Genomic DNA, 20,043 nt, shown 5'->3' on the forward strand with positions numbered 1-20,043 from the left:
GGCAACGCAGACAGCCCGACACGTCTCACGGGCCGGGGCTGCCCAGCCTACGACGCCGACGGCGACGACGCGGTGCGCGGCCGACATCGGCGAGAACCCGGGTGCCCCCGCCGCGCCGGAACCCACACCGGACGGGCGGACGACACGACGGCCCGTCGGCGGCCACGGGACGGCCCCGGCCCAGCCCCCCGCCGGCCCGGCCGGACGGTGAGCAAGGCGGCCCCGGGTGCTCCCTCCGTGCGGCCGGGTGCTCCCTCCGTGCGGCCGGGCGCCGCCGAGTCGCCCCCCCGTGCCGCCGTCAGGCCGCCGTCAGGCCGCTTCGCCGCTGCCCGGGAAGGCGACCGTCACCCCGCGTCCCGGTTCGACGGAGACGAGCAGGGCCGAACCGAAGGCCCCGGCGATCCGTTCCAGCAAGGCGAAAGTCGGCATGCATTTCCCGTGTTCCAGCCGGGAGATCGCCGCCTGGGTCAACCCGGAGAGTTCCGCCAGCTGCGTCTGGGTCATTCCGGTTCTTCCACGGCATTCCCGGACGGCCCGTCCCACCGCTTGCTCCAGTTTCTCGTCGGGAATTTCCCCGTGTTCGGCACACGTCCAGATCATCCCCCGTCGATGACGCTGCACCTCTGACTCCCGGATCGCTCGATGCCGATGCATATCGGCCCAGATGTCCACGCAAAGACTAGCCGCGAACCGGCCACGCGGGACCTCTGTTTGAGCAAGATCTGAGCTTGGTCATCCCCTGCGGACAATATCCGGAATCCCCGCGTCCGCATTACTTCACCCACGGCATATAGCGAGAGTGGTATAGCGGCCAGCCGAAATCTATACATCCAGCTCAGCACCTTGGAACTATACGTTCCGATTCCTCCTCGGGCCGCTCCAGGCAGAAAGGAGATTGCCCGCCCGGTACGGACATGCCATGCTCACCGCCGTCCTCCACGGGAAAGGAAAAGAGTTTTGACCAAGTTGCGCACCACACTGTCCGCCATCGCCCTTTCGGGTGCCGTTCTCGCCGTCGGCGCCGCGCCCGCGCTGGCCGATTCCGCACCCGGCGGATCCGTTTCTCCCTCGGTGACCGCCTCGCTCACGAAGGCGCAGAAGCTCTCGAAGCTGAAGAATCTCACCGAGGATTCCAACGCCTCGACGGGCAGGTGGCTCGACGCCATGAACCAGCACATGGCCCACAAGCAGGCGATCGAGAAGTACAAGTTCAACTGGAAGACCGATTACTGCACGGACTCCCCGGACACCCTGCCCGGTGGCTACGACTTCAAGATGGCGTGCTGGCGGCACGACTTCGGCTACCGCAACTACAAGGGCCTGATCGGCAATTACTACTTCAAGAAGAACGGCCACAAGAAGCGCGTCGACAAGGCCCTCCTGAGGGACCTGTACAGCGCGTGCGACTACAAGCCGTGGGCGGACCCGCTGCCGGCCTCGGAGCGCAAGCGGCTGAGGGCGGCCTGCCGCAAGACCGCGGAGAAGTACTACGGCGCGGTCAGCGCCGCCGGCTGAGCCACCGGCACCCGCCGGCCCCCACCGGCCCCCACCGCATGAGGACGGCGGGGCGCGGAGAGTGACTCCGCGCCCCGCCGTCCGGCTTCCCCGGCGGTCCGGGCCGGACCGCCGGGAGCCGGTGCCTAGTCGGTGGCGATGGCGTTCAGCACGTTCATCCGCGCCGCCCGGAACGCCGGCACCAGGGCCGCGAACAGGCCCACGAGGGCCGAGCCGATGAAGACGCCGGTGATCGTCGGCCAGGGGATCTCCAGGATCTTCAGTCCCTCCAGGGCGAGGAGCTTCTGGGCGGTCGCGCCCCAGCCCATGCCGAGGCCGAGGCCGAGCAGGGCGCCGAAGACGGCGATCACCACGGACTCCAGGCGGATCATGCGGCGCAGCTGGCGGCGGGAGAGGCCGACGGCCCGCATGAGGCCGATCTCCCGGGTCCGCTCGACCACCGACAGGGCCAGGGTGTTCACCACACCGAGGATCGCGACGATGATCGCGAGGGCCAGCAGGCCGTAGATCATGTTGAGCAGCTGGCCGATCTGGTCCTTCAGGTCCTGCTTGTAGTCGGTCTGGTCGCGCACGGTCAGCTGCGGGAAGTCGTCGTGCAGCGCGGCCTTGAGCGCCTTGTAGGCGGCGGCCTGCCGTCCGTCCTCGGCGGTGGCCAGGACCATCTCGTCGAGCGGCATCCGGCCGGCCGGGACGTACTTCGCGAGCGTGGCGATGGAGGTGTACACCGCACCCGAGTCGATGAGCGTGTCGCTGCGGGTGATCGCCCGGACCGTCAGGCGGGCGGTGCGGCCGCCCTCGTAGGCGACGGTGATCGTGGAACCGAGCCGGACGCCGTGGTCCTTCGCGAACTTCTCGGGCACCGACATGGAGTCGATCCGGTAGGCGTCCTTCACCTCGCCGGCCACGGTCTCGGTGCGGACGTCGGTCGCGTAGGCCGGGTCGACGGCCATGATGGTCCTGTTCGGCAGCCGCTTGCCGTCCGGGGTGGTGAAGGCGGCCTCCGTCCACTTGTACTCGGTGACCCGCTTCAGGCCCGGGGTCTCCTTGACGGCCTGCACCGCCTGCCGGGCGACGAGCCCGTCCTCCTGGTCGCTGCGGATGATGAAGTCCGCCCCCACGGTCCTGTCCAGCTGTTCGGTGGCCGAGGCCACCATGGAGGAGCCGACCACCGACAGGCAGGCCACCAGGGCGAGGCCGATCATCAGGGCGGCGCCGGTGGCACCGGTGCGGCGCGGGTTGCGCAGCGCGTTGCGCTCGGCCATCCGCCCGACCGGCCCGAAGATCCGCAGCAGGACCGCGCCGAGGACCCGGACCAGGCCGCCGGCCAGCAGCGGTCCGATGACGACGAAGCCGATCAGGGTGAGCACCACGCCGACGCCCAGCCAGCCCGAGCCGGTCTTGGCCTGGCCGGCGGTGGCGGCGACGTACAGGCTCCAGCCGCCGGCGGCGGTGAGGAGCAGTCCGAGGCCGGCCCGGACGGCGCCGGCCTTGGCGTCGGCCGGGGCGCCGGCGTCGCGCAGGGCCGCCATCGGGGAGACCTTGCCGGCGCGCCGGGCGGGCAGGTAGGCGGCGAGGACGGTGACGATCACGCCGAGGAGCAGGCCGATCGCGGGGGTGGTCCAGGCGACGGTGAGGTCGTCGGTGGACAGGTGCATGCCCATCCGGCCCATGAGTTTCATCAGGCCGACAGCGATGCCGATGCCCGCGCCGACGCCGAGCAGGGAGCCGAGCACACCGAGCAGCAGCGCCTCCACCAGCACGGACCGGTTGACCTGCTTGCGGGAGGAGCCGATGGCCCGCATCAGGCCGATCTCCCGGGTGCGCTGGGCGACCAGCATGGAGAAGGTGTTGATGATCAGGAAGATGCCGACCAGGAAGGCGATCCCGGCGAAGCCGAGCATCGCGTACTTCATGACGTTCAGGAAGCTCTGGACGTCCTTCTGGTTGGCGTCGGCGACCTCCTTGGCGGTCTGCACCTTGTAGTCGTGCCCGAGGACGGCGAGGACCTGCCGCTTCAGCCGGGCGTCGGTCACGCCCTGCGCGGCGGTGACGTTGACGTCGGTGTAGACGCCGGTGCGGCCGACGAGGGTCCGCTGGGCGGTCTCGGTGTCCAGGTAGAAGACGGCCGCGCCGGGGTTGGTGACCTTGAAGGCGGCGAGGCCGGACACGCGCGCGTGGTGCGTGCCGACGGCCGTGATCACGCCGATCTCGTCGCCGAGCTTCAGGTGGTGCTTGTCGGCGGTGTCGGCGTCGACCATCACCTGGTCCGGGCCCTTGGGCGCCGTACCGGAGGTGATCTCCATGGTGCGGGCGTCGTTGCCGTTCCAGCTGCCGACGATGGTGGGGGCGCCGCTGCTGGGCGACAGCTTGTCCTTCTCCGCGTCGACGACCGTCACCGAGGTGGAGAACACCGTGCCCTCGGCCGAGCGCACGCCCCGGGCCTCGCGGATCTTTCCGACCACGGAGGCGGGCAGCACGGGCGGTTTGCCGGTGCGGGAGGTGGTCTGCCCGGTGTCGGAGGAACCCTTGGCGCTGACCTGCACGTCCGCGGAGGTGGCCTGGAACAGCTTGTCGAAGGTGGTGTTCATGGTGTCGGTGAACACGAGCGTGCCGCACACGAAGGCCACCGACAGCAGGACCGCGACCGCCGACAGCGCCATGCGGCCCTTGTGCGCGAGGAAGTTGCGCATGGAGGTCTTCAGGACGGTCATGACGTACGCCCTCGGGAGTCGAAGTCCTTCATCCGGTCCAGGACCTGGTCGGCCGTCGGCTGGTACATCTCGTCGACGATCCGGCCGTCGGCGAGGTAGAGCACGCGGTCGGCGTAGGAGGCGGCCACCGGGTCGTGGGTGACCATGACGATGGTCTGGCCGAGTTCGTCCACCGAGCGGCGCAGGAAGCCGAGGACTTCGGCGCCCGCGCGCGAGTCGAGGTTTCCGGTCGGCTCGTCCCCGAAGATGATCTCCGGGCGGGCGGCGAGGGCGCGGGCCACGGCGACGCGCTGCTGCTGGCCGCCGGAGAGCTGGGTGGGGCGGTGCTTGAGGCGTCCGGCGAGGCCGACGGTCTCCACCACGCGGTCCAGCCAGGCCCGGTCGGGCTTGCGGCCCGCGATGTCCATGGGCAGCGTGATGTTCTCCAGCGCGTTCAGCGTGGGCAGCAGGTTGAACGCCTGGAAGATGAAGCCGATGCGGTCCCGGCGCAGCTGGGTGAGCTTCTTGTCCTTCAGGCCGGTGATCTCGGTGTCGGCCAGGTGGATCTGACCGCTCGTCACCGTGTCGAGGCCGGCGAGGCAGTGCATCAGGGTGGACTTGCCGGACCCGGAGGGGCCCATGATCGCGGTGAACCGGCCGCGGGCGATGTCCACGTCGACGTGGTCCAGGGCGACGACACGGGTCTCGCCGGACCCGTACGCCTTCACGACCTGCCGCGCCCGCGCGGCAACGGCCGTAGTCCCTCCAGTGCCCCCGTGCCTGGGAATGGTCACAGCCGATGTCACGGTATGTCTCCTATGTCGGTTGACAGGTCGTGGTCGAGGTCCCGGTGGTCCGGGCGTCGTCCTGGGTTACGTCGATGAGTCTCGCGGTCGGCGGGGGCCTCGCGCGCTGGTGCGGAGCCCCGTCTTTCCGGGGGGAAAACCCCACCCCCGCCGGTGCGGTCCGCCGCCCCCCAGCGGCGTGAAGCCAGAGTAAGGAGCGAGCCGGGCCCGGCTCGTCCTCCGGTGGGACGACCCCTCCCCGAGCCGTGCTACGGAGGAACCCCTAGGGGTGCTCCACCGTTGGGTGGAGCCGTCCCCCGGCTCCCTCTCCACCCTCGGGTGCGGCAAGCCTCCACCCTCCCGCCGCGGCAGGGTCAAGCCGGCCGCCCCGTGGGAAGCTGTCGTCCCGGACATGGGTGCAGGGGCCACCGGGATGGCCCGCGGCGCGGGAGGGGTGTGCGGTGGGGAGTACGACACCGGCGATACGCGGCGGAGCCGGCCGGCGCCAGGGCACCGGACGGCGGGGCGCGGTGGTCGCCGCGCTCATGCTGTCGATGGCCCTGGCGGCGCTCGACTCCACCGCCGTCTCCACGGCCGTACCGCAGATCGTCGGCGACCTCGGCGGGTTCTCCGTCTTCTCGTGGCTGTTCTCCGGCTACCTGCTCGCCGTCACCGTCACGCTCCCCGTCTACGGCAGGCTCTCCGACACCTTCGGCCGCAAGCCGGTGCTGGTGGTGGGAGCGGCCGTGTTCCTGCTGGGGTCGCTGCTGTGCGCGGGGGCCTGGAACATGGGGGCGCTGATCGCGTTCCGGATCGTGCAGGGCCTGGGCGGCGGGGCGTTGCAGGGCACGGTGCAGACGCTGGCCGCCGATCTGTATCCGCTGGCGGAGCGCCCGAGGATCCAGTCCAGGCTGTCCACGGTGTGGGCGGTGTCCGCGGTGGCCGGTCCCGGACTCGGCGGGGTGCTCGCCGCCTACGCCGACTGGCGCTGGATCTTCCTTATCAACCTGCCGATCGGCGCCGCCGCCCTGTGGCTGATCGTCCGTCACCTGCACGAACCGCAGCGGGAGCGGGCGCAGCCCGCGCGCGTGGACTGGGCCGGCGCGCTCGCGGTGTTCGCGTGCGGCGGGGTGCTGCTGACCGCGCTGGTGCAGGGCGGGGTGGCGTGGCCGTGGCTGTCGGCGCCGTCGCTGACGCTCCTCGGCACGGGCCTGGCGCTGGCCGGGGTGACGGTGGCCGTGGAGCGGCGGGCCGCGGAGCCGGTCATCCCGGGGTGGGTGTGGCGGCGCCGGACGATCGCGGCCGTCAATCTGTCCCTGGGCGCGCTGGGGCTGCTGATGGTGGCGCCGGCGGTGTTCCTGCCGACGTACGCGCAGTCGGTGCTCGGACTCGCACCGGTGGCCGCCGGGTTCGTGCTGTCGGTGTGGACGCTCAGCTGGCCGGCGACGGCCGCGCTCAGCCAGCACGTCTACCGGCGGATCGGCTTCCGGGACACCGCGCTGCTCGGCATCGGCCTGGCGGCGCTGATCCTGAGCGCGTTCCCGTTCCTGCCGTACCCCGGGTCCTGGTGGCAGCCGACGCTGCTGATGCTGCTGCTGGGTGGGGCGCTGGGGCTGTTCCAGCTGCCGCTGATCGTCGGGGTGCAGTCGACCGTGGGCTGGTCGGAGCGGGGCACCACGACCGCGTCGGTGCTGTTCTGCCGGCAGACCGGGCAGACCCTCGGCGCCTCGCTGTTCGGCGCCGTCGCCAACGGCGTGCTGGCCGCCCGGCTGGGCGGGGCCGGCGACCTGGACTCGGTCACGCGCGCGCTGGACGGCGGCACGGTCCCGGAGGCGACCCGGCGGGCGATCGCCGACGCGGTCCACGCGGTCTACCTCGGCGCGGCGGGCGCGGCGGCCCTGGCGTTCGTGGTGCTGCTGCTGGTGGCGCCCCGCCGGTTCCCGGTGCTCCAGGACTGAACCCGGCGGGTTAACGCGGGTAACACCCCAGGTGGGAACGTTTCCCGCCGGGAAAGCGCATACCGACCGGCCAGTTCGGTGAAAACGCCGCGCGGTGCCGGCTCCGCGAGTAGCGTGCGTGGCTCAGCTCCCCCACCTCCCTGCGGTCCACCGCAAGGGACCCGAGCCACCTCCCTGCGGTCCGCCGCCACGGACCCGAGCCGCGCAAGGAGCCCCGGGATGTCCTACGACCCGCCGCACCCGTCGTACTCCTCCCCACCGCCACGCCCGCCACAGCCGCCCTACCCGTCGTCCCCGACCTACCCCTGGCAGCCGGCCGTGCCCCCCGAGCCGGTCCGGCCGGCCCGCCCCCCGGAGCGCGAACCGCTCGGCCACCACAGCGACCTGCGGGTGCTGCGCAGCGCCTACCGGTGGCAGCGCCGCACCGCCACCCTCACCGCACTGGGCTACTTCACCCTCTTCCTCGTCCTGTCGGCGTACGCACCCGGCGTCATGACGCGCACCGTCGCCGACGGCATCCCCGCAGGCCTGCTGCTCGCCCTCGTCCAGCTCCCCGTCACCTGGCTGGCGATCGCCCTGTACGAGCACACCGCGCGCCGGTACGTCGACCCGCTCGCCGAGCGGATCCGCAGGCACGCCGAGCTGGACGCGCGGCGCGGAGCGGCCCGGTGAGCGGCGCCGGCGGCCCGGCGTTCACCGGGTTCAGCGCGTCCGCCCAGGCCATGTCCCTGGTCGCCTTCTCCACCGCCGCCACCGTCACCCTGCTGCTGTGCGTGATCACCGGCCCCGACCGGGACGACCTCGACGAGTTCTACACCGGCTACGGCTCCCTGTCCCCGCTGCGCAACGGCCTCGCCATCGCCGGCGACTACATCTCCGCCGCCACCGTCCTCGGCACCGGCGGAGTCATCGCCCTGTGCGGCTACGACGGTGTCGTCCTCGCCCTCAGCACGGCGCTGTCGCTGATGCTGCTGATGTTCCTGCTGGCCGAACCGCTGCGCAACGCGGGCCGGTTCACCATGGGCGACGTGCTCGCCCGCCGGCTGCCGGGCCGCTGCGTGCGCATCACGACGTGCGCGGTGACCATCGCCGCGCTGCTGCCCCTGATGCTGGTCCAACTGGCCGGGACCGGACAGCTGATGGCGTTCATCCTGGGCTTCACGGGCGAGTCCCTGAAGACCGGATGCGTCGCGGGACTCGGCACCCTCATGATCGCCTACGCGGCGATCGGCGGCATGAAGGGCACCGCCGTCATCCAGATCGTCAAGATCGTGCTGCTGATGGGCTCCGGCGCCCTGGTCGCCGCCCTGGTCCTGCACCGCTTCGGCTGGGACCCGGGCGCCCTGTTCACCACCGCCGCCCGGCGCAGCGACGCCGGCCCGGCCTTCCTGCGCTCCGGGCTCCAGTTCGGCACCACACCCGGCTCCCGCGTCGACATGATCGCCACCGAGCTGACCGTCGTACTCGGCGGCGCCTGCCTGCCGCACATCACCATGCGCATGTACACCGCCTCCAGCGCCCGCCAGGTGCGCCGCTCGATGTCCTGGGCGGTGAGCCTGGTCGCCCTGTTCGTCCTCGTCATCACCGTGGTCGGGTTCGGCGCCACCGCCCTGCTGGGGCGCACCGCGGTCGTGGCGGCCGACCCGCAGGGCAACACGGCGTACCTGCTGGGCACGCGCGCGGTGTTCGGCACCGACGTGACGACGGCGGAGACCTTCCTGTTCATCCTGGTCACCACCGCGATCTTCCTGACCCTGCTCGCCTCGGTGGCCGGGATGATCCTCGCGTGCGCCAACTCCCTCGCGCACGACGTGTTCGCGGCCCGGATGCAGGAGATGCCCGCCCGCCGCGAGATGACCCTGGCCCGCGTCTCGGCGCTCGCCATAGGCGTACCGACGATCCTGCTGGCCACCCTCGTGCAGCACCACAGCCTGCAGCCCCTGGTCACGCTCTCCTTCTGCCTGGGCGCCTCCGCCCTCGCCCCCGCCCTGGTCTACGGCCTGTTCTGGCGCCGCTACACCCGCAGCGGCCTGATGGGCACGCTCATCGGGGGCTCGCTGACCGTGCTGCTGCTGATGCCGGGCACCAAGCTCGTCTCCGGCTCGCCCGTGTCGGCGTTCCCGCACGCCGACTTCAACTGGTTCCCGTTCACCACCACCGGCATCGTCTCCATCCCGGCCGGCTTCCTCTTCGGCTGGCTGGGCACGGTGCTGTCCGGCCGCACCGAGGCGCAACGGCAGCGACGCCAGTACGAGGCGGTGGAGGGACGCATCCTGGCGGGCGCGGTCCGCAAGGGCGGCTGACCCGGCGTCACTCCCTGGCCACCCTGCCGGTCAGGGTGATGAGCCGGTCGCGTACGGAGTCCATGTGCGCCTGCATGTCGTCCCAGATCTCGCCGTGCTCGCGCAGCACCCGTTCGGTCTCCTGAGCGATGTGCTCCTCGCGCGCATGGGCCTCGGCGAGGATGTCGGCGGCACGCGCGCGCGCCTCCTCCTGGGAGCGGCGCGCGTACTCCTCCGCCTCCCCGACGGCTTGCCCCGCCTCCGCCAGCGCCGCCTCGGCCCGGCCGACCCGTTCGGCGTATCCGGCGTCCAGCGCGGCCAGCTGCTGGGCCTCGGCGCGTTCGGCCTCCGTCCAGCGTTCGGCCTGCTCCCGGGAGTGCTCGGCGAGCAGCCCGACGGTACGCCGGCGCGTCTCGCGCAGGGCCGCGAGCGTCTCGGCGCGCTGCGCCTTCACCTCCTGCCGGGCGCCGACGCGGATCTCCTCGGCCTCCGCCTGCGCGGCGAGCAGCCGCTGCCGGGCGTGTTCGTCGGCCTCCGCACGCAGCGCGTCCGCCGCCTCTCGCGCCTCCCGGCCCAGCCGCCCGGCGTCCGCCTCCGCCTGCGCGACCTGCTCCTCGGCCGCGCGCCGCGTCCGCTCCCGCAGGTCCGCCGCCTCCTCCAGCGCGAGCCGGTACACGCGCCGCGCACGGTCCCCGAGCGCCTCGTACGTCTGCGGCCCGAGCTGGGCGACGGCCTCGCGCAGCTCCGCGACCTCCGCCTCCATGTTCTTGGCGAGCACGGTCAGCCGGGCGGCCCGCTCCCAGGCGGCGTCCCGGTCGTCGGACAGCGCCTCCAGGTACGCGTGGACCTGCTCGGGGCGGTAGCCACGCCCCCGGACGGTCGTGAAGCCGTGCGGCGGCATCGATGCGCTGCTCACCCTGGGGACTCCTCTCCACCGGACCTGCACGACAGGATGATTTCGCGCATATCTTGATGGATCGGACGTGAGCGTTCATAACGCGACACTCCGCAGTCACGTCACGGCCTTCCCCCACAACACGTCGGGCCCTTCACGCGCACGCGTGAAGGGCCCGAAGAGGTCCCACCCGGCCGGCGGGCACCGGACGGGCTACAACAGCCCGTCCCACATCTGCTCCAGCAGCACCGACCACCAGCTCTCCGGCGAACCGAGCGCCGCCGGGTCCAGGGCGGCCAGCTGCGCCTGGAAGTCGACGGTCCAGCGGCCCGCCTGCTCCTGGTTCAGCCCGTACCTCAGCCGCCACATCCGGCCCAGCAGCGCCAGGCACCGCGCGAACTCCGGCAGCCCGGAGTTCACGAACTGCGGCGGCACCGGCGCACCGCCCGGCCCGGCCTCCACCGGCACGGCCACGATGTTCGCCGTCCCGTACTGCACACAGACCGCCTTGCCGAAGTCACTGCCCATCACGAGGTACGACCCCGCGTCCGCCGCCGGCTGCACCCCGCGCTCCGCCGCCAGCTCCGCCAGGGTCGGCACCGGGCGGCCCGGCTGCGCCTGCGCCCAGAAGAACGGGCCCATGTCCAGCGGCAGCCCCGCCACGACCAGGGTGTGCGCCACGATCGGCGGCACGCCCTGCCGGGACACCGCCTGCTGCTCGAACCGGAACACGCCCGGACCGAACGCCGCGGCCAGCTCCTGCGCGATGCCCTCCGGCGGCACCGGCGGCGCGGCCTGCACCGGCGGCAGCGGCGCCCGCACCGGCGCCGGCCGCGCGGGGCCGTCCGCCACCTGGTGCAGCTCGCCCTGGTGCGCCAGCAACTGCAGCATGCCCTGCTGCCTGCTCGCGTGGTCCGTGCCGTACGGGGCGATCGACGTGATCCGCGCCTGCGGCCACTGCTCGCGGATCATCCGCGCGCAGTAGGCACCCGGCAGCGCGCACGACTCCAGCTCCGTGTGCAGCTCCAGCACCTGGTCCGGCGGCACGTTCATGGCCCGCAGCTCGTGGAAGATCTGCCACTCCGGGTGCGGGGTGCCCGGCGCCGAACGCCGGATCACCTGCTGCTCGGACCCGTCCTGCGCGCGATAACGCAGCACGGCCTGATACCCCGGCCCGACCGTCGGCTGCCCCTGCTGCGGATACCCGTACGCGCCCGCCGGCGGCACACCGGGCGCGCCGAGCGTGCCGGGCGCGGGCGGCGGCGGAGGCGCGCCCGGCCCACCCACCGGAGGAGCGGCCAGCACGGTCTCGGCATGGTGCACCCCACCGCGCGGGGAGTTCCCCACACCGGGAGGCTGCGGCACCGGACCGGCCGCCGCACCGGGGGCACCCGGAGGAAGCGGCGCGCCGGGGACACCCGGGGGGTTCGGCACACCAGGAGGCTGCGGAGCACCCGGCGCGGGAGGCATGCCCGGGGCAGCCGGGGGTTGTGGCCCTCCCGGCGCGGGAGGCATGCCCGGGGCCGCGGGGGCACCCGGAGGGTTCGGCACACCCGGACCACCGGCCGCACCCGGAGCACCGGGGACACCCGGAGGCTGCGGAGCACCCGGCACGGGAGGCATGCCCGGAGCACCCGGGCCCGCGTGAGCGCCGGGCGGGTTCGGCGTTCCCGGGGCACCAGGAGCACCCGGAGGTAGCGGCGCCCCCGGGGCACCTTGCGCACCCGGCACCCCCGGGGCACCCGGAGGCTGGGGCCCGCCCGGCGCCGCGAAGGCACCCGAATCGTTCGGCATACCCGGACCACCCGCCGCACCCTGCACGCCCGGAGCCCCCGGAGGCTGCGGCGAACCCGGTGCCGCCGGCCCGCCCGGCATCCCCGGGGCGCCAGGACCGCCCGGCGCACCCGGCGCCGTGGCGGGGCCCTGGGGTGAAGGGCCGCCCAGCCGGCCGGGGTCGGCCAGCACCGTGGCCGCGTGGTGCACGGTGCCCGGCGGCTGCGCCGCCTCCGGGCCGCCCTGGTCCTCGGGGCCCTCCGGGCCGAGGGCCGAGACGAGTTGCGTCGGCACGTACCCGCCCGCGGGCGGCGGTGCAGGCGGCCCCGGGCGCGCGCCCGGCGCGCCGGGGGCGCCAGGCGGTGGCGGCGGCGCACCCACTCCCCCGCGCGCCTTCTTCGGCGGCGGCGCGGCCTTGCTCGTCGCCGCGTCCGCGATGTCCCCGGCGTTCGGCGCGAGCCGCCGCCCGGGCGCGCCCGGTCCCTCCGGAGGCTGCGGCGCACCGCCCGGCACCTGCGGATAGCCGTACCCCGGAGCACCCTGCGGATAGCCGTACGCCGGGGCGCCGGCCGGCGGGTGCGGCGGCACGCCGTGCGGCGGGGTGCCCGGGGCACCCGCCGCCGGCGGCTGACCGTACGCCGGCGTGCCCGGTGGCGGCGCGGGCGTACCGTCCTGACCGGCGCCCGGCACGTCGAGCGCCGGCACGACCGCCGTCGGCGGCAGCCGGCTGCCGCCCGACATCAGCGCCGTCGGCGCGTCCGCCGCCGCCTGCGGGCGCGGCGCCGCGTCGTCCGCAGCGCCCAGCGGCGGTGCGAACACCGTCGCCGGCAGCGGTACCGAACGGTCCTCGTCACCGGCTTCCGCGTTCGTGTCGGTACCCGCCCACGGCGTCGCCCCCGCCGGCACGTCCGCCGCGACGGGCGCCCCCGCCGGCACCCCGGCCTGCGTCTCGGCCGGCCCGCCCCCGCCGGAGGAAGCCGGCGCCTCAGCGGCAGCCGGCTCCGGACGCCGCTCCCCCACACCCAGCTTGTCCGCAGCCTCCTGCAGCCACTCCGGAGGAGTCAGCAGGAACGAGGTCTGGTTCAGATCCAGCCGCGCCGCCGCGGGCGCCGGCACCGCGTCCTGCTGCTCCCGTGCACGCCCGTACTCCTCCTCGTACCGGCGGACCACCTCGCCCACCGGCAGCGCCGGCCACAGCGTGGCCTCCCCGCTGTCCCGGGCGATGACCAGCCGCTGGCCGCCCGCGTCCGAACGCGGACCCTCCGCCCGGTCCTCGCCCCACACCACGAACCCCAGCTCGAACTCCCGCACCCGCACCTCACGGTGCTGGTACGCGGGCACATCGCCGTTGATCCACTCCTCGGCGCGCTCCTGCGCCTGCGCGTACGTCACCATCGCTCGCAGCTCACTCCCCCACCGGGCCGGAAGACGCCGAGCCGGAAGACACCGGGACGACACGGGCGAAACCGCCGTCCACCATCAGATGGGCCACCGTCTCCAACTCCGGCGGACTGCCGGCCAGCCGGGACAGGAACACGTCGAAGTCGTCCCCGCACGGCAGCAGCAGACGCTCCACCCGCTCCGCCGGCGACCACGACGGATCCACGTCCCGCACATCGTCGTACGCGCAGAACCACACCGAACCGGCCCGCTCGCCCCGCACCTTCACCGCGAGCAGCCCGCCCTGCACGAACGACACCCCGAGGTAATCCTTCGTCAGGTGATCCCGCAGGCACTTGTTCACGTACACCAGGTCATTGACCGCGGCCTCGTCCCGCACCGTGAAGAACGGCTGGTCCAGCAGCAGCCCCAACCCGGCGTCCAGCGCCGTACCCACCGGCGCACAGCCACCCGCCGCCTTCAGGAACGAACGGTACGCACCCGGCAGCCGGTAACCGAGGTCCTCCTCGACCCCCTGCACCTGCGCCTCCGTCACCGCCACACCCGACTTCGGCAGCCCGAAGTGCGCCGGCCGCGACTCCTGCAACGGCCGCGTCCCCCGCTTGCCGTGGTCCACCGGCGCCGTCGCCACCCCGCCGTGATGCCGCAGCAACGCCTTCACCTCGACCGGAATCAGCTCCAGCCGCCGCGTACCCGCCACGTGATGCCACGTCCAGCCGTGCGGCGTCGCCACCCTCGGCACCGTGTCCCACCACTCGTGCCCCGTCGCCGCCAGCGCCGCGTTCGCCGACACATAGTCCGTCAGCCGCAACTCGTCGACCCCGAAACCCTCCGGCGGCTCCGCGATCTCCACCGCCACACGCGCGTACGGCGAGAAATCCGGAAACCCGCGCTCGTCGACCCGTACCCCTCTGGGGTGACGCGCCGCCCGGACCGGATCCGGGAAGTGCACGACCTGCCCGGCGTAGGCCGCGTTCGGCGGCGCGGCTCCTCCCCCGGCATGGCCGCTGGGCGGTTCCCCCAGCCCGAGCCGACCTGTCGTCATGGCGGTTGCCCCCTGCGGCGTTGTCTCTGGCCTGAACGGCGGTGTCGATCGCGGATGGCGACAGCCTATGCGGTACACGAACCCCGGTCACCGGCCCGCCACATCCCCACCTGCCGCCCCACCACCACCCCCGTGACCAGCCGTCACCCCGCCGTCACGCCACGCCCCCACACAGGCGTCTCATCCCGCCCCAGCTTCCGCACCAGCCACGGCATTTGGCACCCTGTGTCCTTCGGGGGCACGCCCGGGGAGGGAAGAACGATCATGAACGCCTTGCAGACCGGAGGTACCGACGTGCGGGCCGGCGACCCCCGCATCGGCTGGAGCGGCACCGACACACCCCCCACACCCGCCCTCCGCCACCGCCGCGACGGCATCCTGCCCACCGTCGCCGCCGCCCTCTCCGTCCGCGGCGCCACCCTCACCGGCACCGCCGCCCGCGGCGACCAGCCCCCCGCCCTGCACCCCCTCGTCCAGGACTTCCTCGACAGCCTCACCAGCGCCCAACGCGACCGCTTCACCGGCCGCTGCGCCGAGACCATCCTCATCTCCCGGCACCTCGCCGCCGCCGACGCCGCCCGCAGCAAACGCGCCGCCCGCAGACCCATGACCAACGGCGAAGCCCGCAAAGCCCTCAAACACGCCAAACTCACCGCCCGCCGCATACGCGAGGACGGCGACCCCCTCCACGGCGGCTTCGCCGCCCCCTGCCGCGCCTGCACCGCCCTCAGCGCCCACTTCGGCGTCCGCATCGTCGACCCCGCCACACCCGACGCCTGACCCCACAACCCCCGAACCACCCGCCGAGCTCGACGAACGAAGGGCAGATGCACCCCGACCGCACCTCCACCACGCGCTTCCCCGTACCCGTCGACGCCGCCCTGCGCGCCGCCGGCTGGCAACCCGGACGCTGGGACATAAAGCAGGCCGAGATCTGGGCCGACACCCTGCGCGAACACACCTCACCCGCCGGACACCGGCACACCGTGTTCCCCGCCGCCGTCGAAGCCTGGGCCGAATTCGGCGGACTCACCATCACCCCCACCGGCCCCGGCCGCCAGATCGCCCCCGCCACCCTGCACCTCGACCCCCTGCACGGCCTCCACCTCGCCCGCACCCTCGGCGACCTCGGCCGCGCCCTCGGCACCGAACTGTGCCCCCTCGGCGAGGAGACCGACACCGCCGCCCTCCTCGCCATCGACGCCGAAGGCCGCATCTACACCATCGACCACACCGGCGACTGGTACCTCGGCCCCGACATCGACCACGCCCTGGCCGCCCTGATCACCGGCATCCCGCCCGTACGCCTCACCGCCGGCTGACACCCGCCCCTACAAGCCGCCCAATCCCGGAGGATCGTCGTACCCCGGACCGGAGAACCCGGAGTCAGGCCACTTCGCGGCCCCCCACAAAGGCGCCCGGGCGAACGCCACCGCGTACAGACCCAGCTCCGCACCCCCCCGGACACGGACCCACCGGCGCCTCGGCACCACGCCGCTAGGCCCACCGGAAGAACCAGGCGGCACCCGCCACCCGCCACCGCACCACACACACCGAGCAGCCCGCACACACCACGGCCGCCCCCTCCACCACGGCCACCACACCCCGGCGACCCGCCCCCGCACCCCCCGGCCCCGCCGAGGTCACCCCCTACGCCGCCGGAATCACCGCCGACACCCGAAACCCCCCGGCCTCCGTCGGACCCGACACGAACACACCACCCAGCGCCAGAACCCGCTCCCGCATCCCCACCAGACCGTTCCCACCCGAAGGCAACCCGGCCGCGGACGCCGACGCCGGCTCCGGCGGCGGCCCGTTCTCCACCTGCATCGCGATCTCCGACACCCGGTGCGCCAACCGCACCCGCGTCTTCGCCCCCGCCGCATGCTTGTGCACGTTCGTCAACGCCTCCTGCACCACCCGGTACGCCGTCTGCTCCACCTCCGCCGCATACGACCGCACCTCCCCCTCGACCGACACGTCCACCGCCATCCCCGCGGCCACCGACTGCCCGATCAACTCGTCCAGCTCCGACAGACAGGGACCCTCCGCCGCCCCCTCCGCCTCCGCCACCCGCGAAGCCGCCGCCACAGCCGCCTCCCCGGCCGCCGCCAACGGCCCCGACGCAGCCCCCCGGCCCACGCCGTCCCCCGCCCGCAACACCCCGAGCATCTCCCGCAACTCGGTCAGCGCCTGCCGCCCCATGTCCCCCACCAGAGCCGCGTTCCGCACCGCCTTCTCCGGATCCTTCCGCGCCACCGCCTGCAACGCCGCCGCGTGCACCACCATCAGACTCACCCGGTGCGCCACCACGTCGTGCATCTCCCGCGCGATCCGCGTCCGCTCCTCGTTACGCGCCCACTCCGCCCGCTCCTCCGCCCGCTCAGCGAGCAGCTGAAGCTCCCGCTCCAGACTGTCCGCCCGCTCCCGCAAGCTCTCCATCAACCGCCGCCGCGCCCCCACGTACAGCCCCAGCAGCACCGGCGGAGCCGTCAGCCCCAACGCCGTCGTCACCGCCGCGAACGGCACGAACCAGTCACCCAGCGTCAGATCACCGCGCGCCATGTCCTGGCGCACCCGCACGAACGTCACCACCGCCGTACCCAGCAGCGACATCCCCGACAACACCCCGATGACCCGCCGCGGCAGCTCACACGCGGCCAGCGTGTACAGCCCGACGACACCCATCAGGAAACCCATCTCGGCCGGCGTGATCGCGAGCGCCACCAGCACCACGGCGACCGGCCACTTCCGGCGCACCAGCAGCACGGAACCGGCGACCAGACCGAACACGATCCCGACCGACACCGGGATTCCCGCCTCCCGGGCGAACGGGATCCCCTCCGCCGCGCACTCCACCGCCGACACCAGCGCGAGACTCCCGTCGAGCACCGCACTGCGCCGCCTCACCCACCACCAAGGGCCGGTCAACGCCCTCTCGTGGTCTTCCCCCGTCGTGGTCATGCCTCCAGCCTACGGGCGACGGGTGGGGCATTTCCGGTGACTTTCCCCTACCTCCACACGCGACACCGCGTAACCGAACGCCCTCGAAACCGCCCGCTATCCCTCGAACTGGTGAACCTCCTCCGTTCCGCGCCGGAATTCAACATTCCGTCCGGACGGTATGCGTATGGCACATTCATCGGACAAGTACACCGACTTCGAGGCCCTCCGCGAGCGGGCGATCGCCCTCCGCCGCGCCGGCCACAGCCTCCGGCAGATCCGGGACGAGCTGAAGATCTACAACAACGACATCCTCAACCGGCTGCTGAAGGGCGAACCACCACCGGAGTGGACGAAGCGCCCCAGGGCCAGGGACGACCTCCGGGCACGGGCACGAGAGCTACGGCTCCAGGGCTGGACGTACGACCGGATCGAGGCGGAACTGGGGTGCTCACGCAGTTCCGTGTCCCTGTGGGTACGAGATCTGCCGAGGCCCACACCCAGGTACACGCCCGAGGAGCAGCGAGCCCTCATGCAGGCGGGCCTCGCGAAGCGCCGCGCCGCCGAGAGGGAGAAGCACGAAGCGACCAAAGCAGCCGCTCTTGGAGAGATCGGCGAACTCACAGATCGCGAACTCTTCATGACAGGCATCGCGCTCTACTGGGCGGAGGGATCGAAGAGCAAACCGTACGACCGTCGCGAACGTGCCATTTTCGTCAACAGCGATCCGGGAGTGATCCGTACCTACCTGGCGTGGCTGGACCTGCTCGGTGTGGACCGGGAGCGCCTGAGCTTCCGAGTGCTCATCCACGAGTCAGCCGACGTCGCGGTGGCTCACCGCCACTGGGCGGACATCGCCGGCGTCGACCCAGCCGTCTTCGCCAAGCCGACGCTGAAGCGGCACAACCCCAGGACCGTCCGCAAGAACATCGGCGACGACTACCACGGTTGCCTTGTCATCTGCGTAGCCAGAAGTGCCCACCTGTACAACCGCATCGAAGGCTGGTGGACCGGGATCGTGGCCCAGGCCCAGGCACGTCTCGGGTAAGGTCTGAAGCGCTGTCCCCCGTGGTGTAACTGGCAGCACACTAGATTTTGGATCTAGCAGGACAAGGTTCGAATCCTTGCGGGGGAGCCACAGCTCCCAAGACCTACGTTCGGGTCCTGACCGGTAACACCACCGTCAGGGCCCGCACTCATGTCCGTCACGAAGCGCCCCGGTATCCTGCGGCTGTCACCCCCACCTTTCCAAAGCCGAAGGGCAACCCCGTGAGCGCCATCCGCCCGGCCGCCGTCGTCGTTCTCGCAGCGGGTGAGGGCACCCGTATGAAGTCGGCCACACCGAAGGTCCTGCACCAGATCTGCGGCCGTTCCCTGGTCGGCCATGTGCTGGCCGCCGCCCGTGAGTTGGACCCGCAGCACCTGGTCGTCGTGGTCGGCCACGCCCGTGAGCAGGTCGGTGCCCACCTCGCCGAGATCGACCCGGCCACCAGGACCGCCGTGCAGGCGGAGCAGAACGGGACCGGGCACGCCGTGCGGATGGGTCTGGAGGAGCTGGGCGGGGCGGTCGAGGGGACCGTCGTGGTGGTGTGCGGGGACACCCCGCTGCTCACCGGCGACACGCTCAGGCGGCTCGCCGAGACGCACGGCGCGGACGGCAACGCCGTGACCGTGCTCACCGCGGAGGTGCCGGACGCGACCGGTTACGGCCGGATCGTGCGGGACGAGGCGACGGGTGCCGTCACCGCGATCGTGGAGCACAAGGACGCGACCGAGCCGCAGCGGGCGATCCGGGAGATCAACAGCGGTGTGTTCGCGTTCGACGGGCAGCTGCTGGCGGACGCGCTGAAGAAGGTGCGGACGGACAACAGCCAGGGTGAGGAGTACCTCACGGACGTGCTGGGGATCCTGCGGGAGGCGGGGCACCGGGTGGGGGCCTCGGTGGCCGGTGATCACCGGGAGATCGCGGGGATCAACAACCGGGTGCAGCTGGCGGAGGCGCGGCGCACGCTCAACGACCGGTTGCTGACGCGGGCGATGCTCGACGGGGTGACGGTCGTGGATCCGGCGACGACCTGGGTCGATGTGTCGGTGACGTTCGAGCGGGACGCGGTGGTGCATCCGGGGACGCAGCTGACGGGGTCGACGCATCTGGGTGAGGGTGCCGAGGTGGGGCCGAACTGCCGGCTGAAGGACACGAAGGTGGGTCCGGGGGCGCGGGTGGACAACACGGTGGCCGACGGAGCTGTGGTGGGTGAGCGGGCGAGCGTGGGACCGTACGCGTATCTGCGGCCCGGGACGCGTCTCGGTGCCAAGGGGAAGATCGGTACGTACGTCGAGACGAAGAACTCCTCCATCGGGGAGGGTACGAAGGTGCCGCACCTGTCGTATGTCGGGGACGCGACGATCGGTGAGTACTCGAACATCGGCGCGGCGAGTGTGTTCGTGAACTATGACGGCCAGGACAAGCACCACACGACGATCGGGTCGCATTGCCGGACCGGTTCGGACAACATGTTTGTGGCTCCTGTCACGGTCGGGGACGGTGCCTACACCGCTGCCGGGTCGGTGATCACGAAGGATGTGCCGCCCGGTTCGCTGGCCGTGGCCCGTGGTCAGCAGCGGAATATCGAGGGTTGGGTGGCTCGGAAGCGTCCGGGGAGTGCGGCGGCGAAGGCGGCCGAGGCGGCGTCCCGGCAGGGTGAGAGCGAGGGCTGACCGGAAACGGGTGCGCCAAACACGGCGTACCGTGATAA

The 20,043-nt window shown here is 72.6% G+C and carries 15 protein-coding genes and 1 tRNA gene; 9 read left to right on the forward strand and 7 right to left on the reverse strand.

What is annotated here, in order from left to right:
- Positions 1-309: 309 nt before the first annotated feature.
- Entirely contained in the window at positions 310-672 is a 363-nt protein-coding gene (locus tag IG05_RS42070) for a helix-turn-helix domain-containing protein (protein WP_234335826.1), read from the reverse strand.
- 285 nt (positions 673-957) lie between these two features.
- Here IG05_RS42070 and IG05_RS0111000 point away from each other — a divergent pair, with 285 nt between their 5' ends.
- Positions 958-1,515 (forward strand): phospholipase A2, encoded by a 558-nt coding sequence (locus IG05_RS0111000; protein WP_051789709.1) that lies wholly within the window; start codon positions 958-960, stop codon positions 1,513-1,515.
- 125 nt (positions 1,516-1,640) lie between these two features.
- Here the strand turns inward: IG05_RS0111000 and IG05_RS0111005 are convergent, their stop codons facing one another.
- Together IG05_RS0111005 and IG05_RS0111010 are read right to left on the reverse strand one after the other, a co-directional pair.
- Complete coding sequence (locus tag IG05_RS0111005) at positions 1,641-4,226, reverse strand: ABC transporter permease (RefSeq protein ID WP_030341499.1); 2,586 nt, start codon at positions 4,224-4,226, stop codon at positions 1,641-1,643.
- Positions 4,223-5,011 (reverse strand): ABC transporter ATP-binding protein, encoded by a 789-nt coding sequence (locus IG05_RS0111010; RefSeq protein WP_030341501.1) that lies wholly within the window; start codon positions 5,009-5,011, stop codon positions 4,223-4,225. Before IG05_RS0111010 ends, IG05_RS0111005 begins: the two co-directional genes overlap by 4 nt.
- Positions 5,012-5,451: 440 nt before the next feature.
- On the opposite strand from IG05_RS0111010, the gene IG05_RS0111015 reads away from it, so the two are divergent.
- From IG05_RS0111015 to IG05_RS0111025, 3 genes are all read left to right on the forward strand, one after another.
- The gene (locus IG05_RS0111015) at positions 5,452-6,948 is read left to right on the forward strand and encodes an MFS transporter (RefSeq protein ID WP_030341503.1); all 1,497 of its coding nucleotides are present in this window, start codon (positions 5,452-5,454) and stop codon (positions 6,946-6,948) included.
- Positions 6,949-7,167: 219 nt separating this feature from the next.
- On the forward strand, positions 7,168-7,620 hold the full coding sequence (locus IG05_RS0111020) for a DUF485 domain-containing protein (protein ID WP_030341504.1): 453 nt from the start codon (positions 7,168-7,170) through the stop codon (positions 7,618-7,620).
- Positions 7,621-7,670: 50 nt separating this feature from the next.
- On the forward strand, positions 7,671-9,251 hold the full coding sequence (locus IG05_RS0111025) for a cation acetate symporter (protein WP_030341506.1): 1,581 nt from the start codon (positions 7,671-7,673) through the stop codon (positions 9,249-9,251).
- A 7-nt stretch (positions 9,252-9,258) separates the two neighbouring features.
- Here the strand turns inward: IG05_RS0111025 and IG05_RS0111030 are convergent, their stop codons facing one another.
- From IG05_RS0111030 to IG05_RS0111040, 3 genes are all read right to left on the reverse strand, one after another.
- Positions 9,259-10,146, reverse strand: a complete 888-nt coding sequence (locus IG05_RS0111030; protein ID WP_030341507.1) for a cellulose-binding protein — start codon at positions 10,144-10,146, stop codon at positions 9,259-9,261.
- A 192-nt stretch (positions 10,147-10,338) separates the two neighbouring features.
- Positions 10,339-13,293, reverse strand: a complete 2,955-nt coding sequence (locus IG05_RS0111035; RefSeq protein WP_030341509.1) for an SUKH-4 family immunity protein — start codon at positions 13,291-13,293, stop codon at positions 10,339-10,341.
- Between the two features lie 10 nt (positions 13,294-13,303).
- Positions 13,304-14,344 carry an SMI1/KNR4 family protein gene (locus IG05_RS0111040; RefSeq protein WP_030341511.1) on the reverse strand — a complete coding sequence of 347 codons (1,041 nt, stop codon included), beginning with the start codon at positions 14,342-14,344 and terminating at the stop codon, positions 13,304-13,306.
- A gap of 264 nt (positions 14,345-14,608) precedes the next feature.
- Between IG05_RS0111040 and IG05_RS0111045 the strand changes: the two genes are divergently transcribed.
- Positions 14,609-15,124, forward strand: coding sequence for a YwqJ-related putative deaminase (locus IG05_RS0111045; RefSeq protein WP_030341512.1), 516 nt, complete (start codon positions 14,609-14,611; stop codon positions 15,122-15,124).
- A gap of 47 nt (positions 15,125-15,171) precedes the next feature.
- Complete coding sequence (locus tag IG05_RS0111050; protein ID WP_030341517.1) at positions 15,172-15,666, forward strand: SUKH-3 domain-containing protein; 495 nt, start codon at positions 15,172-15,174, stop codon at positions 15,664-15,666.
- Positions 15,667-15,994: 328 nt separating this feature from the next.
- On the opposite strand, the gene IG05_RS0111055 is transcribed toward IG05_RS0111050, so the two are convergent.
- Positions 15,995-17,308, reverse strand: a complete 1,314-nt coding sequence (locus tag IG05_RS0111055) for a sensor histidine kinase (RefSeq protein ID WP_030341519.1) — start codon at positions 17,306-17,308, stop codon at positions 15,995-15,997.
- A gap of 166 nt (positions 17,309-17,474) precedes the next feature.
- Between IG05_RS0111055 and IG05_RS0111060 the strand changes: the two genes are divergently transcribed.
- The 3 genes from IG05_RS0111060 (at position 17,475) to glmU (ending at position 20,005) form a co-directional block, all read left to right on the forward strand.
- On the forward strand, positions 17,475-18,335 hold the full coding sequence (locus IG05_RS0111060) for a hypothetical protein (protein WP_030341521.1): 861 nt from the start codon (positions 17,475-17,477) through the stop codon (positions 18,333-18,335).
- A gap of 14 nt (positions 18,336-18,349) precedes the next feature.
- Positions 18,350-18,425, forward strand: a tRNA-Gln gene (locus tag IG05_RS0111065).
- Between the two features lie 131 nt (positions 18,426-18,556).
- Positions 18,557-20,005 carry a bifunctional UDP-N-acetylglucosamine diphosphorylase/glucosamine-1-phosphate N-acetyltransferase GlmU gene (gene glmU / locus IG05_RS0111070; RefSeq protein ID WP_078894045.1) on the forward strand — a complete coding sequence of 483 codons (1,449 nt, stop codon included), beginning with the start codon at positions 18,557-18,559 and terminating at the stop codon, positions 20,003-20,005.
- The last annotated feature ends 38 nt before the right edge of the window (positions 20,006-20,043 follow it).

Origin of the sequence: Streptomyces sp. NRRL S-1022 (genome assembly GCF_000720135.1) — a bacterium.
Classification (GTDB): Bacteria; Actinomycetota; Actinomycetes; order Streptomycetales; family Streptomycetaceae; genus Streptomyces.

What these genes read in the sequence shown, in the direction of transcription:
- IG05_RS0111055 (WP_030341519.1), bottom strand. Translation starts at nt 17,308, where the DNA reads ATGACCACGACGGGGGAAGACCACGAGAGGGCGTTGACCGGCCCTTGG.
- IG05_RS0111040 (WP_030341511.1), bottom strand. Translation starts at nt 14,344, where the DNA reads ATGACGACAGGTCGGCTCGGGCTGGGGGAACCGCCCAGCGGCCATGCC.
- IG05_RS0111035 (WP_030341509.1), bottom strand. Translation starts at nt 13,293, where the DNA reads ATGGTGACGTACGCGCAGGCGCAGGAGCGCGCCGAGGAGTGGATCAAC.
- IG05_RS0111050 (WP_030341517.1), top strand. Translation starts at nt 15,172, where the DNA reads ATGCACCCCGACCGCACCTCCACCACGCGCTTCCCCGTACCCGTCGAC.
- IG05_RS0111020 (WP_030341504.1), top strand. Translation starts at nt 7,168, where the DNA reads ATGTCCTACGACCCGCCGCACCCGTCGTACTCCTCCCCACCGCCACGC.
- IG05_RS0111045 (WP_030341512.1), top strand. Translation starts at nt 14,609, where the DNA reads ATGAACGCCTTGCAGACCGGAGGTACCGACGTGCGGGCCGGCGACCCC.
- IG05_RS0111025 (WP_030341506.1), top strand. Translation starts at nt 7,671, where the DNA reads ATGTCCCTGGTCGCCTTCTCCACCGCCGCCACCGTCACCCTGCTGCTG.
- IG05_RS0111060 (WP_030341521.1), top strand. Translation starts at nt 17,475, where the DNA reads ATGGCACATTCATCGGACAAGTACACCGACTTCGAGGCCCTCCGCGAG.
- IG05_RS0111005 (WP_030341499.1), bottom strand. Translation starts at nt 4,226, where the DNA reads ATGACCGTCCTGAAGACCTCCATGCGCAACTTCCTCGCGCACAAGGGC.